Annotated in this window: 15 protein-coding genes and 1 tRNA gene; 9 read left to right on the plus strand and 7 right to left on the minus strand. The window is 64.2% G+C overall.

Going from position 1 to position 16,310, the window contains the following annotated elements:
- The first annotated feature begins 148 nt into the window (after positions 1-148).
- Positions 149-222, plus strand: a tRNA-Gln gene (locus ACVWYP_RS21765).
- A 173-nt stretch (positions 223-395) separates the two neighbouring features.
- Complete coding sequence (locus tag ACVWYP_RS21770) at positions 396-803, plus strand: GNAT family N-acetyltransferase (protein ID WP_018271115.1); 408 nt, start codon at positions 396-398, stop codon at positions 801-803.
- Positions 804-830: 27 nt separating this feature from the next.
- Here ACVWYP_RS21770 and ACVWYP_RS21775 read toward each other — a convergent pair whose 3' ends face one another.
- Genes ACVWYP_RS21775 through ACVWYP_RS21785 form a run of 3 tightly spaced genes read right to left on the minus strand, consistent with a single transcriptional unit; the run spans position 831 to position 5,755 of the window.
- Positions 831-1,385 (minus strand): invasion associated locus B family protein, encoded by a 555-nt coding sequence (locus tag ACVWYP_RS21775; RefSeq protein ID WP_028344612.1) that lies wholly within the window; start codon positions 1,383-1,385, stop codon positions 831-833.
- Between the two features lie 57 nt (positions 1,386-1,442).
- Positions 1,443-4,589, minus strand: coding sequence for an efflux RND transporter permease subunit (locus tag ACVWYP_RS21780; protein WP_028344613.1), 3,147 nt, complete (start codon positions 4,587-4,589; stop codon positions 1,443-1,445).
- Positions 4,586-5,755, minus strand: a complete 1,170-nt coding sequence (locus tag ACVWYP_RS21785; RefSeq protein ID WP_028344614.1) for an efflux RND transporter periplasmic adaptor subunit — start codon at positions 5,753-5,755, stop codon at positions 4,586-4,588. Before ACVWYP_RS21785 ends, ACVWYP_RS21780 begins: the two co-directional genes overlap by 4 nt.
- A 182-nt stretch (positions 5,756-5,937) precedes the next feature.
- Between ACVWYP_RS21785 and ACVWYP_RS21790 the strand changes: the two genes are divergently transcribed.
- The 7 genes from ACVWYP_RS21790 (at position 5,938) to ACVWYP_RS21820 (ending at position 12,621) form a co-directional block, all read left to right on the plus strand.
- A complete protein-coding gene (locus tag ACVWYP_RS21790; protein ID WP_016841339.1) occupies positions 5,938-6,399 on the plus strand; it encodes a MarR family winged helix-turn-helix transcriptional regulator in 462 nt (153 codons plus the stop codon).
- 126 nt (positions 6,400-6,525) lie between these two features.
- A complete protein-coding gene (locus ACVWYP_RS21795; protein ID WP_028344615.1) occupies positions 6,526-6,765 on the plus strand; it encodes a hypothetical protein in 240 nt (79 codons plus the stop codon).
- A 260-nt stretch (positions 6,766-7,025) separates the two neighbouring features.
- On the plus strand, positions 7,026-9,593 hold the full coding sequence (locus ACVWYP_RS21800; protein WP_304499754.1) for a TonB-dependent receptor: 2,568 nt from the start codon (positions 7,026-7,028) through the stop codon (positions 9,591-9,593).
- Positions 9,594-9,613: 20 nt separating this feature from the next.
- Positions 9,614-10,303, plus strand: coding sequence for a Fe2+-dependent dioxygenase (locus ACVWYP_RS21805; protein WP_028334318.1), 690 nt, complete (start codon positions 9,614-9,616; stop codon positions 10,301-10,303).
- Between the two features lie 3 nt (positions 10,304-10,306).
- A complete protein-coding gene (exbB, locus tag ACVWYP_RS21810; protein ID WP_304499755.1) occupies positions 10,307-11,347 on the plus strand; it encodes a tonB-system energizer ExbB in 1,041 nt (346 codons plus the stop codon).
- 3 nt (positions 11,348-11,350) lie between these two features.
- Positions 11,351-11,815, plus strand: coding sequence for a TonB system transport protein ExbD (gene exbD / locus ACVWYP_RS21815; protein ID WP_016847206.1), 465 nt, complete (start codon positions 11,351-11,353; stop codon positions 11,813-11,815).
- Between the two features lie 11 nt (positions 11,816-11,826).
- Positions 11,827-12,621 carry a TonB family protein gene (locus ACVWYP_RS21820; RefSeq protein WP_304499756.1) on the plus strand — a complete coding sequence of 265 codons (795 nt, stop codon included), beginning with the start codon at positions 11,827-11,829 and terminating at the stop codon, positions 12,619-12,621.
- Between the two features lie 52 nt (positions 12,622-12,673).
- Here ACVWYP_RS21820 and ACVWYP_RS21825 read toward each other — a convergent pair whose 3' ends face one another.
- The 4 genes from ACVWYP_RS21825 to ACVWYP_RS21840 all read right to left on the minus strand — a co-directional run bounded on the left by ACVWYP_RS21825 (position 12,674) and on the right by ACVWYP_RS21840 (position 16,285).
- Positions 12,674-13,909: an ABC transporter substrate-binding protein gene (locus tag ACVWYP_RS21825; RefSeq protein WP_304499757.1), complete on the minus strand. Its 1,236-nt coding sequence runs from the start codon at positions 13,907-13,909 to the stop codon at positions 12,674-12,676.
- 196 nt (positions 13,910-14,105) lie between these two features.
- The gene (locus ACVWYP_RS21830; protein ID WP_304500272.1) at positions 14,106-14,513 is read right to left on the minus strand and encodes a hypothetical protein; all 408 of its coding nucleotides are present in this window, start codon (positions 14,511-14,513) and stop codon (positions 14,106-14,108) included.
- A gap of 103 nt (positions 14,514-14,616) precedes the next feature.
- Positions 14,617-15,297, minus strand: coding sequence for a site-2 protease family protein (locus ACVWYP_RS21835; protein ID WP_038384092.1), 681 nt, complete (start codon positions 15,295-15,297; stop codon positions 14,617-14,619).
- Positions 15,298-15,382: 85 nt separating this feature from the next.
- Positions 15,383-16,285, minus strand: coding sequence for a DMT family transporter (locus ACVWYP_RS21840; RefSeq protein ID WP_304499758.1), 903 nt, complete (start codon positions 16,283-16,285; stop codon positions 15,383-15,385).
- Positions 16,286-16,310: the final 25 nt, after the last annotated feature.

Here is a 16,310-nt window from a genome sequence, read left to right on the forward strand (position 1 = left end):
CACGCCCATTCCCCGCCAACAATGCTTGCCAAGCCCACAACCAAGCGGGTAGAAGGTCGCACTCGCGCGGGCGCTGATTTGGCAGGCGAACCCGCTGCACCGAGATGTCCAGTCATCCAGCTAAGCTGTTGATACCACGGACTATTCTTGGGGAATGGTGTAACGGTAGCACAACAGACTCTGACTCTGTTTGTCTTGGTTCGAATCCAGGTTCCCCAGCCAATCTGCCGCGGTGGCGCGGTCATCCTCTGAAATGTCGACGAGATTGCCGGCCGCGGCTCGCGCCTGATGCAGGACGCGGTGTGTGCCATCACGACATGAGGGTGGATCAGTCCCGCGTAATCCACCATGGTCTCGCGCGTGTGGTCCGGCCCGTTGCGACAAAGGTTAAGCTGATGGACGAAATTCTTTATGCCCGCGAAGCGTCGATCGGCGTCGACGAGTTCATCGAGGTGCTGCGCCAGTCGGGCCTCGGCGAGCGGCGACCGCTGGCGGATACCGACCGGATGGAGCGCATGATCGCCAATGCGAATCTGATCGTGACGGCGCGGAAGGCGGGCAAGTTGGTCGGCGTGTCGCGCGCGCTGACCGATTTCGCCTATTGCTGCTATTTGTCGGACCTTGCAGTCGATCGCGGGTACCAGGGACATGGCATCGGCAAGCGCCTGATCGCGGAAACGCGGCGTCTCGCCGGACCTGAATCGATGTGCCTGCTGCTGTCGGCGCCTGACTCGATCGGCTTCTACAAGACCATCGGCATGCCGCAGCCGGACAACGCGTTCCTCTACAAGCGGGAGCGTTAGCGATAAAGGCTGGTTCGCGGCGCGCCGCTACTTGATCTTGTCGTAGACCGTCGCGAAGTCGGCGAGCGGCATCGGGATAGAGATGGTTTCCTTGCCGAGATTCTGGAACGACACCTTGAGCTGCTTGCCCGATTTCAGCTGGCTCAGAACATCGGCGGCGATCGGCGTGTTGATGTAGCAGCCGCGTGCCTCGCAGGTCTGGATCGGCACGTCGACGGCCTTGCCGTCGTCGACCTGCAGCTTGGCGCCGACAGGCAGGTTCAGTCCGAGCGGAAGCTGGATCAGCGCAACCGGCGTGCGGGTGTCGCCGGGAACGCGGATGTTGACCAGCACGATGAGCTGCCCGGTCTTGGTGAGCACCGCGGTCTGTTCCATCGCGCATTCGAGCGGGGCGTCGCGGCTCGCACTGGTACAGCGCGCGACCCAGCCGGAATTGTTGGGGGCTGCTGCATCACCCTGAGGCGCGGCGGGAGCAGCTGCCGGAGCGGGCGCGTTCTTGTTCTTGGCCGTCTGGGCATGGCCAGCGTGGGCCACGCCGAACAAGGTCAACAGGACGAAGAGCGACTTTGCGACAATCTTCACGATACCGGCTCCGAAATGGACATCTTTCGGATGTGCCGGGATGCCGGCAAAGTCAAGTCACTCGGCGGCCTCCTTGACCGATCCATGCTCGCCGTCGTCAGCGTCGTGGTCGGCGGGCGGCGAGCGGCCCCAGTTGGCAAACGCGTTGGAGAGCTTGTCGAGATAGAGATAGACGACCGGCGTCGTGAACAGCGTCAGCGCCTGGCTGACGATCAGGCCGCCGACCATGGCGTAGCCGAGCGGCTGGCGGATTTCCGAGCCGGTGCCGGTCCCGAGCATCAGCGGCACGCCGCCGAGCAAGGCGGCCATCGTCGTCATCATGATCGGGCGGAAACGGAGCAGGGCGGCCTGGCGGATCGCCGCCACCGGCTCCATGTGCTGGTCGCGCTCGGCCGCGATCGCGAAGTCGACCATCATGATGCCGTTCTTCTTCACGATGCCGATCAACAGGATGATGCCGATCAGCGCGATCAGCGAGAAGTCGAAGCCGGCCGCCATCAGGATCGCGAGCGCGCCGACGCCGGCCGACGGCAGCGTCGACAGAATCGTGATCGGGTGGATGTAGCTTTCGTAGAGAATGCCGAGGATCAGGTAGACGACCACGAGCGCCGCGAGGATCAACAGCGGCACGGTCGACAGCGATTGCTGGAACGCCTGCGCCGTGCCCTGGAAGCTCGAGCTCAGGGTCGGCGGCGCGCCAAGGTCGACCATCGCCTTCTGCACAGCTTCCGTCGCCTGGCCGAGCGCCACACCCTGCGCCAGGTTGAACGAGATGGTGATCGCCGGGAACTGGCCCTGGTGGCTGATCGAGAGCGGCCGGACCGGCACGCTGGTCCAGGTCGCGAATGTCGAGATCGGCACCTGTTCGCCGGTCAGCGGTGACTTGATGTAGATGTTGTTCAGCGTGTCGATCGCGCCCTGCAGCTCCGGCAACACCTCGAGGATCACGTGGTAGCTGTTGAGCTGGGTGAAGTACTGCGTCACCTGGCGCTGGCCGAACGCATCATAGAGCGTGTCGTCGATCAGCTGCGGCTGGATGCCGTAGCGCGAGGCGGTATCGCGGTTGATCTTCAATTCGAGCGTGGTGCCGTTGGTCTGCTGGTCGGTGGCGACGTCGCGCAGCTGCGGCAGCGTCTGCATCTTGCCGAGAATCTTCGGCGCCCATTCGTTCAATTCGGCGAGGTTGGCATCCTGCAGCGTGAATTCGAACTGGGTGCGGGTCGGGCGGCCGCCGAGGCGGACGTCCTGCGCCGCCTGCATGAACAGCCGGGCACCCTCAACCTTCTCCAGCTTCGGCCGCAGCCGGGCGATGACCTGCTGTGCGTTGGCGTCGCGATCCTTCAGCGCCTTCAGCGTGATGTACATCGCGCCGTTATTGCCGGCACGGCCACTGCCGCCGATCGCCATCGCCACCGTCGCCACCGCGGGATCCTGCATGACGATCTTGCCGAGCTCCTCCTGCTTGCGCTTCATGTCGGCAAAGGAGATGTCCTGGTTGGCTTCCGAGGTCGCGGTGATCAGGCCGACGTCCTGCTGCGGGAAGAAGCCCTTCGGGATGACGACGAACAGGTAGACCGACAGCGCCAGCGTCCCGAAGAAGATCATCAGCGTCGTGAACTTCCAGCGCAAGGCGAGATCGAGCACGCTCTGATAGCCGCGCAGCATGGCGTCGAAGCCGCGCTCGCTGAGCTGGTAGAACCGACCGTGCTTCTCGTCATTGTGGGCGCGCAGGAAGCGCGAGGCCATCATCGGGGTCAGCGTCAGCGATACGAACATCGAGACGAAGATCGTCATCGCGAGCACGACCGCGAATTCGCGGAACAGGCGGCCGATGATGCCGCCCATCAGGAGCAGCGGGATCAGCACCGCGACCAGCGAAATGCTGATCGAAACGATGGTGAAGCCGATTTCCTGCGAGCCCTTGAAGGCGGCGGCCATCGGCTTCTCGCCCTCTTCGATGTAGCGGCTGATGTTCTCCAGCATCACGATGGCGTCGTCGACCACGAAACCGACCGCGATCGTCAGCGCCATCAGCGACAGATTGTCGAGCGTGTAGCCAAACACCCACATCAGCGCGCAGGCGCCGAGCAGCGCCAATGGCACCGTGACCGTCGGGATCACGGTCGCCCAGAAACTGCGCAGGAAGACGAAGATCACCATCACGACCAGGAAGATGGTCAGGAGCAGGGTGAACTGGACGTCCTCGACCGCCGCGCGGATCGTGGTGGTGCGGTCGCTGATCACGTCGATCTTGATCGCGGGCGGGATCGCGGCGACCAGCCGGGGCAGCGTCGCCTTGATCTTGTCGACGGTGTCGATGACGTTGGCGCCGGGCTGCTTGAAGATGACGAGGAACACGCCGCGCTTGCCGTTGGCCCAGGCGGCCTGCTTGGCGTCCTCAGGCCCGGTGACGGCTTGGCCGATGTCACGGATCCGCAGCGGCCCGCCATTGCGGTAGGCGATGATGACGTCGTTCCACGGGCTCGCCGTGAGCAACTGGTCGTTGGCGTAGATGGTATAGGCGCGGGTGGCGCCGTCGATATTGCCCTTCGGACTGTCGACAGTGGCGATGTTGATCGCGGCGCGGACGTCCTCCAGCGACAGGCCCTTGGCGACGAGCTTGGCCGGGTCGATCTGGACGCGAACCGACGGCTTCTGCTGGCCGCCGATGATGACCTGGGCAACGCCCGAGATCTGGCTGATCTGCTGCGCCAGCTGGGCGTCGACGGCGTCGCTGACCGTCGTCAGCGGCAGCGTGTCCGATGTCGCCGACAGCAGCATGATCGGCGAGTCGGCCGGGTTGACCTTGCGGTAGGTCGGCGGCGAGGGAAGCGTTTTCGGCAACTGGCCGCTGGCCGCGTTGATGGCGGCCTGCACGTCATTGGCGGCGCCGTCGATGCTGCGGTTGAGGTCGAACTGAATGGTGACCGCCGCCGTGCCGAGATAGCTCGTCGAGGTCATCTGCGCGATGCCCGGGATCTGCGCGAACTGGCGCTCCAGCGGCTGGGCGACTGAGGTCGCCATCGTCTCCGGGCTCGCGCCGGGCAGGGTCGCGGTGATCTGGATGGTGGGGAAGTCGACCTGCGGCAGTGGCGCGACCGGCAGCAGCGGATAGGCGACAAGGCCGACGAACAGGATGCCCGCCATCAGCAGCGAGGTGCCGATGGGGAAGCGAATGAATGGTGCGGAAATTCCGGCGCTCATTCCTGCGTAACCTTCGACTGGGACGGATCCGAGCTCGCCACCGCCGTTGTCACCAGGGTTCCCGGCGAGACCTTGTACTGGCCCGCGGTGATCACCTGCTGTCCGGGCGACAGGCCCTCGTCGATCACCGACTTGCCGTCGATCGACTGGCTGACCTTGATCTTGCGAAGCTCGGCCTTGTTCTCCTGATTGACTGAATACGCGTAGAGGCCATCAGTGCCATGCTGCACCGCGTCATCCGGGACGATGGTGGCATCCTTCAAGGTTCTGACCAGAAGCCGGGTCGAGACCGACTGGCCCGGCCATAGCGCGTGGTCCTTGTTATCAAACACCGCCTTCAGCCGGACAGTCCCGCTAGTGGTGTCGACCTGATTGTTGATCAGCGCCAGGGTTCCGGTGGATAGCACTCGCTTGCCGTCGGTGGTCAGGGCAATGGTCTTGGGCGGTGCCACGGCCAGCGCCGCCTTGATATCCGGCAGCTGGTCTTCCGGTGCGGTGAAGATCACCGTGATCGGCTCGATCTGGGTGATCGTGACAATGCCGGTCTGCGCCGAGGCATTGACGATGTTGCCGATATCGACCAGTCGCAGGCCGACAATGCCGTCGATCGGGGACTTGACGGTGGTGTAGTCCACCTGGGTCTGGGCGTTGAAGATGGCGGCCTCGTCAGCCGATATCTGGGCGGTCAGCTGGGCTACCGTGGAGCGCTGGGTGTCGAGCTGCTGGCGCGTCGCGAACTCGCCGAGCTTGGTGTAGCGCTGCAGGTCGAGATTGGCGTTGGCGAGATTGGCTTCGTCCTGGGCCTTCTTGGCCTTGGCCTGGTCGAGCGTCGCCTGATAGGGCCGCGGATCGATCTCGACCAGCGTGTCACCCGCCTTGACGAACTGGCCTTCCTTGAAGGCGATCCTGGTGATCTGGCCGTCGACCCGGGTGCGGACCTGGACGGTGTTGAATGCCTGCACGGTGCCGAGGCCGGTGAGATAGACCGGGAAGTCGGCCTTCTCGACCGGCGAAATCTTGACCGGAACGGCCGGGCGTTGGGCGGAGCGCTTCTGCGCGGCTTCGGCGGCCTGCTGGTTGCTCGTGTGTTTCTGCCAGCCGAAATAACCGGCGGCGCCGACCGCAGCGATCACTAAAACCCAACCGATGGTGCGTGACTTCGACATGCGGACTCTTGGGTTCGACGTAACAATAAAGGGTGATCGAAACGGTTCACAGAGCTTGCGGATATAATATGCGTGCACTTAATGTGTAAACACACCAAGGCTTGAGAATCCTAAACATTTGGAAAGGTTTAGGTCAGAAACGAGCAGAAACATTTCGTCTGGGAAACGCACCGAGGACCCCTATGTCGCTCGATCTCAAACGCCAGTTTATTGCGCAGCTCGTCGAGAGTTCCCGGCTGCTGCGCAATTATATCGATCATCGCGCCAAGGCGCGAGGCACCACGCGCGCGCAATGGATCGTGCTCTTCCGCCTGCGCGAGCAGGAGGGACTGTCTCAGGTCGATCTCGCCGACGTCCTCGAATTGCAGCCGATCTCGCTGGTGCGGCTGCTCGACCGCCTGGTCGAGCATGGCCTGCTCGAACGGCGTCCCGATCCCAGGGATCGCCGTGCCAATCGCCTGTTCCTGACCAGGAGCGGGCGCCGCCTCGTCGACGATCTCGACAGTTTGCGCGACGCGATCGCCGGCGACGTGTTGCGCGACGTCTCGGACAAGCATGTCGAAAGCGGCCTCGCCACGCTTCGCGAGGTCAAGGATCGCATCAAGGCGCTCGGCGAGGAGGCGGAGCGCATCGCCGCGAAATAGCGCGTCTCATCGCGCGCAGATCCTGCTCTCCATCGGTTCATCTGTTGCAGCTTGCGCGAGGCGGTTGAAACGCCGCGGGATGTCGTTCATATCGCGCAGCGACGATGCGAGAGGATGAGGGCCGCGATGGATGAGTTGAACGGGCGCATGATGGCATGCCAGATCCTGGTCACCGGATTGATCGCGCGCGTCGCCAACGAGCAGCGGGACCCGCTGCGTTTTCTCACCGACTTCCGCGACGAGATCAAAGCGGTCGTCAACGGCGTCAATATCGCCGGCCTCGAAAACAGCGACCGCGTGCGGCAGGTCGCGCAGCGGACGATCGACGAGCTGTTTTCGCTGATGAAGCCACCAAGCGCCGAGTGATCGGGTGGACGCATGGACAGCGCCCCGCAAGCGGCGGTCAACGGCGGGCGGGACCGATTTAGAACGATTATTAGAACGCTTAAAAACTACAGTTTAGAACGATTTCAAACCGCAGATTAGAATCGCTTTGAATTGGGGCGATTCAAGCCAACTGTTGCGCTCGTCGCATTGACAAAAAAAGTCACGCTCGATAACCGAAAGAGACAGTTCGTCGCAGCTTCATTTCGCGAGCGGGCTGACTTTTCTGGGGCGAGCAAGACATGAGCAATATGAAGGCGCCGAGATCGCTGCGCTTTGATGCAGCGATCGGTACGGCTGATGACACCGGTTATTCCGCCACGAAGGTCTCCGCAGTCGCGAGCCTGATCGCGGTGGCGTCGTTTTCGGGGGCCGAGGCGCAGCAATCCAACCTGCCGCCGGTGAATGTCGATGCCCCGGTCGCTCGCCCGCGGCCCGTGACGTCAAAGCCCACTGCGGACCAGGTCCGCGCCCGCAACGCGCTGCGTCGCGCCGCGCGCCGCAACAACCAGCAGGCCCAGCAGGCGCCGGTGCCGTTTCCCAACGCCGGCGGTCTTCCCGCCGACCGCGATCCCTATGCGGATCCGGCCGCGCCGTACAAGGGCGACCGTTTGCAGTCGTCCGGGAAATATCCCGAGCCGATCCTGAACACGCCGAAATCGGTCACGGTGCTGACCAAGGACGTGCTCGAAGACAAGAACGCCACATCGCTGAAGTCGGCGATCCTGTCGACCGCCGGCGTCACGCTCGGCACGGGCGAGGGCGGCAATGCCTTCGGCGACCGCTTCTTCATCCGCGGCTTCGATGCGCGCAACGACATCTTCATCGACGGCGTGCGCGACTCCGGCGTCAGCGTCCGCGAGAATTTCTTCACCGAGCAGGTAGAGATCCTGCGCGGCCCGGGCTCGTCCTTTGCAGGGCGCGGCACCACCGGCGGCGCGATCAACATCGTCACCAAGCAGGCGACGACGCAGAACAGCTTCTACAACATGGACACCACGTTCGGCACCGATCGCACCAAGCGCGTGACGCTCGATGTCAACCAGGTGATCAGCCCGACGCTGGCGATCCGCGCCGGCGGCCTGTTCCAGGATGCCGGCGTCGCCGGCCGCAGCTATGTCACCGATGACCGCAACGGCGCGTTCGTCGCCGGCACGTGGAAGCCGGTCGACGCGGTGAAGATCACCGGCAACTACATCCACACCGAGCTCACCGGCATCCCGGATTTCGGCGTGCCGTACTACCGGCCGAGCACCGCGAGCACTGCCGGCGGTCCGTTCCCGGATTTCGGCGTCAACCGCAACAATTTCTACGGCTTCGTCAATCGCGACTTCTTCAGGACCGGGCAGGACATCGGCACCATCAACGCCGAGGTGCAGATCACGCCGGACCTCGTGGTTAGCAACAAGATCCGGGAATCGCGCTCGACCCAGAACTACATCGGCACGCTGCCGGAAGCCCCGACGCTGGCCGCCGGCGCTCCGTTCACGGCGTATACGCTGAGCGCCAATCCGCAAAGCCGCTACCAGGTCACCGACGTGTTCGCCAACCAGACCGAGGCGACCTACAAGTCGGTCGACGGCCTCGGCTTCAAGCACACGACGACGGCAGGCGTCGAATACGACAACGAGCGGTCCTCGATCGACAGATATCTCGGCCTGAGCTCGGAAATAACGACCGGCACGTCGGCCTTCACGGGAAGCGGATCGCTCTCCGGCGTCAGCGTGTTCAATCCGCAATACACCAACATTCCGTTCCCGATTCCGTCGGGGCTGTCCGGGATGCCGACCAAGATCGGGATCGACACCACCAGCGGCTACATCATGGATACCGCGAACTATAATGACTTCGTGATCCTCAATGGCGGCATCCGCTATGACGACTACAAGATCAACACGTCCGGATATCTGACGTCGGGCAACAGGACGACATTCGGCAGTCAGTCGGCCGACTTCGGGATGCCGAACTTCAATCTCGGCCTCACCTTGAAGCCGTTGCCAAACGGCAGCGTCTATGCGGCCTATGCGACCTCGTCCAACCCTGTCGGCGCCGAGTTCGACGGCACCAGCACTGCGTATGGCGGCTTGTCTCCGGTGCTGAACGGCGGCAATACCCAGATCTTCGGACCGGAAAAGAACAAGGCGATCGAAGTCGGCACCAAGTGGGAATTGTTCGATCGTCATCTGCTGGTGACGGCGGCGCTGTTCCAGACCGAGAAGGAAAATGCGCGCGAATCGCAGAACGTGAACAACGCAACCGCGGCCGCAGCGCTCGGCTGCTCCTATCCGACCGGGACGACCGGCAATATCTCCTGCATCACCGCGGGCGCGGCTTACCGCATCCGCGGCATCGATCTCGGCGTCGGCGGCAAGATCACCGACAAGTGGAGCGTGTTCGGCGGTCTCGTGCTGATGCAGTCGGCAGTGACGCGGTCGCTCGCGCCGCCGGCCAACACCATCCTGTATTCCAGCAATGTCGGACTGCCGCTCGCCAACGTCGCGCACCAGTCGTTCAGCATGCTGACCAAGTACCAGCTCACCGACATGTGGGAGCTTGGCGGGCAGGCGGTGTACCGCTCGAAGGTCTATGGCGGCACGCTGCTCGCGGCCAACCAGGGCACCTCGATCCCGAGCTACTGGCGCTTCGACGCCTTTGCCGAAGCAAAGATCGACAAGCACTGGACGATGAAGCTGTTCGTCAACAACATCTTCGACAAGCGCTACTACGACGCGCTGTACCAGAGCGCAGCGCCATTCGTGCTCGAAGCGCCGGGACGCGCCGCGTATCTGGTTGTTTCTGCGCGTTACTGACGGAGGCTTCGCGGCGACAGATGCTGGTCTGTGTTCCCAACGTATTGAGCAAGGCTGATGTGGCGGACTTCCGCCGCATCATGGCGCAAGCCGAATGGGAGGACGGCCGCTCGACCGCCGGCGCCGCGTCCGCGATGGTCAAGCGCAACGAGCAGCTGCCGCCCGACAGCGAGGTCGCGCGGCAGCTCGGCAACCGCATCCTGTCGGCGCTGTCGGCGAGCCCGCGCTTCATCTCGGCGGCGATCCCGCTTAGAATCTTTCCACCCTTGTTCAACCGCTATGCCGCCAGCGACGGGCACCATTTCGGCCTGCACGTCGACAATGCGGTGCGCGGCGACAGGCTGACCGGGATGAGGATCCGCACCGACCTCTCGGTCACGCTGTTTTTATCGGAGCCGGAGGACTACGACGGCGGCGAGCTCGTCATCGAAGACCTCTACGGATCCCATGAAATCAAGCTGCCGGCAGGGGATCTGGTAGTTTATCCTGCTTCCAGTTTGCATCTGGTCACGCCGGTTACGCGGGGGACGCGGGTAGCGTCTTTTTTCTGGCTGCAGAGCATGGTACGGGATGCACACGCGCGCAGCCTGATCTTTGATCTCGATACAGCGATCCAGGCTCTGGTGGAGCGGCTGGGGCGCGATGACCCCGAAACGGTCAAATTGACCGGGATTTATCACAACCTGATCCGTCACTGGGCTGAAGTGTAACTGATGATGACATTCAAGTTCCCCGCTGCATCCGCCATGATCGCCTCGCTGGCGATGCTGATGCTGGCCGCGCCGTCTTCGGCGCAGCAGCAAACGGCGCCTGTAGCGCAGCCCGCGCCCGTGACCCGGCCTCAGCCCGCACCCGCGGCCCAGCCGGCGGCAGCCCAGCCTGCGGCGGCTGGCCAAGCCGCACCGGTGGCCGCCCAGCCGGCACAAGCGACGCCGCAGGCTCAGGCCGCGCCGGCCCCTGCCGCGGCGGCTCCGACGGCGAACGAGGCCTCCCTGGCTGCGCCCGCGAGCGGCGACGGCAAGTCGCTGAAGTCGACCTCGACCGGCCTGCACGAATTGTCGCCGTGGAATATGTTCTTGAACGCCGACATCATCGTGAAGGCGGTGATGCTCGGTCTCGCTTTCGCCTCGCTCGTGACCTGGACCGTGTTCATCGCCAAGATGGTCGAGCTGACGGTCGCGCAGCGCAAGCTGCGTGGCGCGCTGGCCAAGATCGCTGAATCGCGGTCGCTGGCCGAAGCGCAGTTCGCGCTCGGCGCCAAGGGCAGCGTGCTGTCGTCGTTCATCGCGGCTGCGATGCGCGAGGGGCGCCTGTCGGCGGGCATCTCGAGCGACAGCGGCATCAAGGAGCGCGCGGCGTCGAGCTTCGCCGAGATCGTGCGCGCCGAAGCCCGCAAGATCCGCATCGGTATGGGCCTGCTCGCGACCATCGGCGCGACGTCGCCCTTCGTCGGCCTGTTCGGCACCGTCTGGGGCATCATGAACAGCTTCATCGGCATTTCGAAGTCGCAGACCACGAACCTTGCCGTGGTGGCGCCGGGCATCGCGGAAGCGCTGCTCGCGACCGCGATCGGCCTCGTCGCGGCGATCCCGGCCGTGATCATCTACAACCACTTCTCGCGGGTCACGAAGGTCTATCTCGAGCTCGTCAACCGCGCCTCGGGCGCCGCGGGACGGCTGTTGTCGCGCGACCTCGACCGCACCCATGGCGACGTTCCGCGCAGCGCGCATGCGCGCGCCGCGGCGGCGGAGTAGGCGATGGCGGTCTCGATCTCCGAAAACGATGGCGACGACGATTTCGCGGAATCCCACGAGATCAACGTCACGCCGTTCATCGACGTCATGCTGGTGCTGCTGATCATCTTCATGGTGGCGGCACCGCTTTCGACCGTCGATCTTCCGATCGATCTGCCGACCTCCAGCGCGACGCCGCAGAAGAAGCCGGACAAGCCGACCTATCTCAGCATCAAGCCGGATCTCACGCTGGCGATCGGGGAGAACGCGGTGAAGCGCGTCGACCTGGTCAATTCGCTGGATGCCATACCCGACATGAGCCGGGACAAATACGTGTTCCTGCGGGCCGATCGGATGGTACCCTATGGCGAGCTGATGGGCGTGATGGAGCTGCTGCGCGCCGGCGGCTACACGCATGTGAAGCTGGTCGCGCTCGAGGGCGTTCCGGGAGCGCCTGCGGCCGCGCAGGCCGATCCGGCCAAACCCTGACGGCGAACGCGATGTCCACCAACCCCGATCTCGACCTGCGGACCTCGAAGCGGCTCTGGGTGATCGCTGCCGTGACGGCGGTCGGGCTGCATCTGGGCGGTGCCGCCCTGGCGCTGACCAATTTGCGCGGCGACGACGGCGACGAGGGGCTCGGCGCTGCCGGCGCGGAGTACGCCGTCGAGCTGGCTTCCGCGGATGCGACCGAAGAGGCCTTACCGCCCGGACCGTTGGCTGACGAGCAGCAGGCTGTGCAGGAAATGGCGCAGCAGAAGGCCGAGGTGAAGGACACCGACCTGCCTCAGGAAAAGCCGGTGGAGTCCGACGACCCCGATCGCATCGTGACGGAAGACACCACCAAGAAGCAGAAGGAGGAGGAGGCCAAGGTCGCCAAGGTCGAGACCGACGCGCGGGAAGCGCAGCAGGCTTCGGAGGCGGCCGCGCCGACCAAGCTGGAGGACGCGCGTCAGTCGGAAACCACCAAGGCACCCAACCCAGGCATCGGCAAGGACAAGCTGCTGCTGACCGCCAAGTGGGGCAAGAAGATCAGCGCTTATCTCGACCTGCACAAGAAATTCCCGGAGAAGGGTAAGGCCAAGGAGGCCAAGGTGAAGGTCGCCCTGGTGCTGAATCGTCTGGGCAAGGTGCTGTCGGTTGCCGTGCTGGAATCGTCCGGAGATGCCGCCTTTGACGACGCGGCGATCTCGATGGTCCACCGGTCCGATCCGGTCCCGGCGCCGCCGGCCGACCTGACCGACGATCAGTTCTCCTTCAGCCTCGACGTCAACTACAACAAGCCGAAGAAGTAGTTGTTGTCCTTCCGGGGCGCGACGAAGTCGCGAGCCCCGGAATGACGCTGTCTCAGCTCTTCTTCACCAACGGGCAGACGCTCTTCTCGAGCGGCAGCCAGGCCTCATCCGCGGGGATGGTGGCGACCAGCTTGTAATAGTCCCACGGATATTTCGATTCCGAGGGCTTCTTCACCTCGAACAGATAGGCCGGGTGGATCTTGCGGCCGTCGACGCGGATCGAGCCCTTGCCGAACAGGGGATCGTCGGTCGGCAGCTCCTTCATCTTGGCGACCACGGCGCGGCCGTCATGCGGATTGCCGCCGAGCGCTTCCAGCGCCTTGAAATAGTGAATCAGCGACGAATAGACGCCGGCCTGCACCATGGTCGGCGGGTTCTTCTTGAAGCGCTCCATGAAGCGCTTGGTGAAGGCGCGGGTCTGGTCGTTCATGTCCCAGTAGAATGTCTCGGTGAAGTTCAGGCCCTGCGCGACGTTGAGGCCGAGCGCGTTGATGTCGGTGATGAACAGCAGCATGCCGGCAAGCCGCTGGCCACCCGAGACGATGCCGAATTCCGCGGCCTGCTTGATCGCGTTGGTGGTGTCGCCGCCGGCATTGGCGAGACCGACGATCTTGGCTTTCGAGCTTTGCGCCTGCAGCAGGAAGGAGGAGAAGTCGGCATTGTTGAGCGGATGCTTGACGCTGCCGAGCACCTTGCCGCCATTCGCGGTGACCACCGCCGAAGTGTCGCGCTCGAGCGCCTGGCCGAACGCATAGTCCGCGGTTAGGAAGAACCAGGTGTCGCCGCCGGATTTCACCAGCGCCTTGCCGGTGCCGTTGGCGAGCATATAGGTGTCGTAGACCCAGTGTACCGTGTTCGGCGAGCACTGCGCGCCCGTCAGATCGGACGAGGCGGAGCCCGAGTTCAGGTTGACGACGTTCTTTTCCTTCGAGAGGTTGGCAATCGCGAGCCCGACATTGGAGGCCGCGAGGTCGACGAACACGTCGACCTTCTCGACATCGATCCACTGCTTGCCGATGTTGACCGCGACATCGGGCTTGTTCTGGTGATCGGCCGAGATCAGTTCGATCTTCCAGCCCTTCGCCAGCAGCCCGGAATCCTCGATCGCCATCTGCGCCGCCACCGTCGAGCCGGGACCGCCGATGTCCTGATAGAGGCCGGACTGATCGCCGAGCGCGCCGACCTTGGCGACCTTGTCCATCGTCTGCGCCGACGCACCGCCGCAGAACGCAAGACTCGTGGTCATGACCAAGGCCGTCGTGACCGAGGCTGCAATGGAACGCTTCATCTTCCCTCCAGTATGATTTTGTCTTTTTGAGTTCCGCATTATGCCCGGCATCGGGCGCATCGCCTAGAGCGCCGGCGCGATCGCTCGTGCGCGATATTCCACGCCACGGCGATTGCGCAGCCGGTGACGCGCGACGGGATGCCGCGGTGTGCGTAGTTCGATCATCAGACGCGGATAGGGTGAAGCGCGGACGGCGCTATTTCCAGTAGTACCGGATCGCGACGTAGACCACGACGAGGCAGGCGAAGATCAGCGCCACCGGCATCGGACGCTTGGCGTTCGGGTCGGAGGCGCTCGCCTTCTTGGCGGGCAGGCGGCGGAACGCCGTGACATTGCCGCTGTCAGCCACCGGCTCACGCGCGCGCGCCGGAACCTCCGGCGCTTTGCCGGCGCCGCCCATCTCGACATAATAGGTGCGATACATTTGCTGGATGGTCGCCTCGCCGGCGTCGGCTTCGCTCATCTGTCCCAGCAGCTTGTTGTAAATGGCCAGGAAATTCTGCGCCTCGGGCGGCAAGGCGGAGGCGCCGTTCAGCTTGGCCATCATCTTCCAGGTCGCAAAGTCGGCCCGCGCGCGGGTGTCGGCGCGTCGTGCAATCAGCATATCGGCAGCTTTGATCACCATGGCCTCGAAGCGTTCCCGTCCTCAACGCACGACCCGGAAGAATGGCTACCGGTTTTCCGGTCGGATCATACGCAGATCAAGGCTATGTGTTTCCGGTAATGAGGAGAAGGGCGTTGATTACATAGCCGGTCAGAGTTCGCAGTATCGTTGAAATAACATCAAGATTTAGGCCGACTTGCTGGCCGATCACCGGCAGCAGGATCAACAGCCCGATCAGGATCAGCATGCCGTAGGGCTCCAGCCGGGCGAGCGGGATCGCCAGCGGCCTTGGCAGCAGCCCGACCGCGACCCGGCCGCCGTCCAGCGGCGGGATCGGCATCATGTTGAAGATCGCGAGCACGATGTTGATCAGGAAGGCGTTTTTCAGGTTGTCCGCGGTCCATTTTGCGGCATCGGCCGGCACCAATGGCAGCGCGTGGAATGCCAGCGCCGCGGCGATCGCCAGGATGATGTTGGTGGCCGGGCCGGCCAGCGCCACCCACACCATGTCGAGCTTGGGATGATTGAGCTTGCGGAAGTTCACCGGCACCGGCTTGGCGTAGCCGAACAGGAACGGCGAGTGCGCGAACAGCAGCACCGCGGGCAGGATCAGCGTGCCGAACGGATCGATGTGCTTCAGCGGGTTGAAGCTGACGCGGCCGAGCTGCCAGGCGGTGTCGTCGCCGAGCCGATGCGCGACGAAGCCGTGCGCGGCTTCGTGAAACGTGATCGCAATGACCACCGGCAGTACCCAGACGGAGATGTCATAGAGGGAGATGTTCAATGGCGTGCCGCCTCGGGTTCGCTGGGGCCGGACCTCAGGCTAGCACGGATTCGCTGAAGGCCTTGCTGGCGAGCGTTGCCGCAGGTCAGCGCATGTCGGGGGCGACCGCGTGCGCCAGGGGCGGCTGGGTGGTCGCGATCCAGATGCCGGCGAAAACGGTGACGATGCCGGCCACCAGATTCCAGCTCAGCGGCTCGCCGAGCAGCGCTGCGCCGACCAGCGATGCCGCGATCGGATTGACGGTGACGGAGATCGCGACCCGGGTCGGGGTCGTCCGCTCCAGCGCGAGGGCCCAGAGATAGAAGGTGAGCGCGGCGCCGAAGGCGCCGAGATAGATCGCGCCGAACCATTGCGGCGCGCCGAAATCGGCAACCGGCGCAAAACTGCCGCGCAGCAGCGACGCTGTCATGAGGACAACAGCCCCGGCCGCCATCGCGAGCGTGGTGAAGGGGATCGGGCCGGAGCGGCGGATATAGGGTTTTGACCAGATGCTGTAGAGTGCCATGCACAGCGCGGCTGCGATCATCAAGAGGTCGCCGCGCCAAGCGCCAGGTGGTGCCGTGGCGAGGCCGGAGAGCAGCGCCAACGAGACGCCAAGGATGGTGATCAGCACGCCGCCGGTTTTGCGCGCGGTGAGCGCTTCGGCGCCCAGCGCCGCGCCGACCAGCATGGTCAGCAGCGGCAGCGTCGACAGCGCGAGTGCGCCGCGCGCGGCGGTGGTGAAGATCAATGAGGCGTTGAACAGGACCGGAAACGCCGCAAAGAACAGCAGGCCGAGGCCGGCAACGCCGGGCCAGTCGTGCCGCGTCGGCCAGCTCCGGCGTTGCAGCAGCGCCAGCGGCAGCAGCAGCAGGACGCCGATGCCGAAGCGGAACGCGCCGATCGCCAGCGGATCGATGGCGCCGACCAGAAACCGCGTCGCCCCGATCGAAGTGCCGCCCAGCGCGCTCGATGCCACCGCTGCCAACACGCCCCAGATCTCGCCCATTCCGTTCACCCCTTGGTTTTGCTTG

The organism is Bradyrhizobium sp. USDA 3262 (assembly GCF_054060035.1).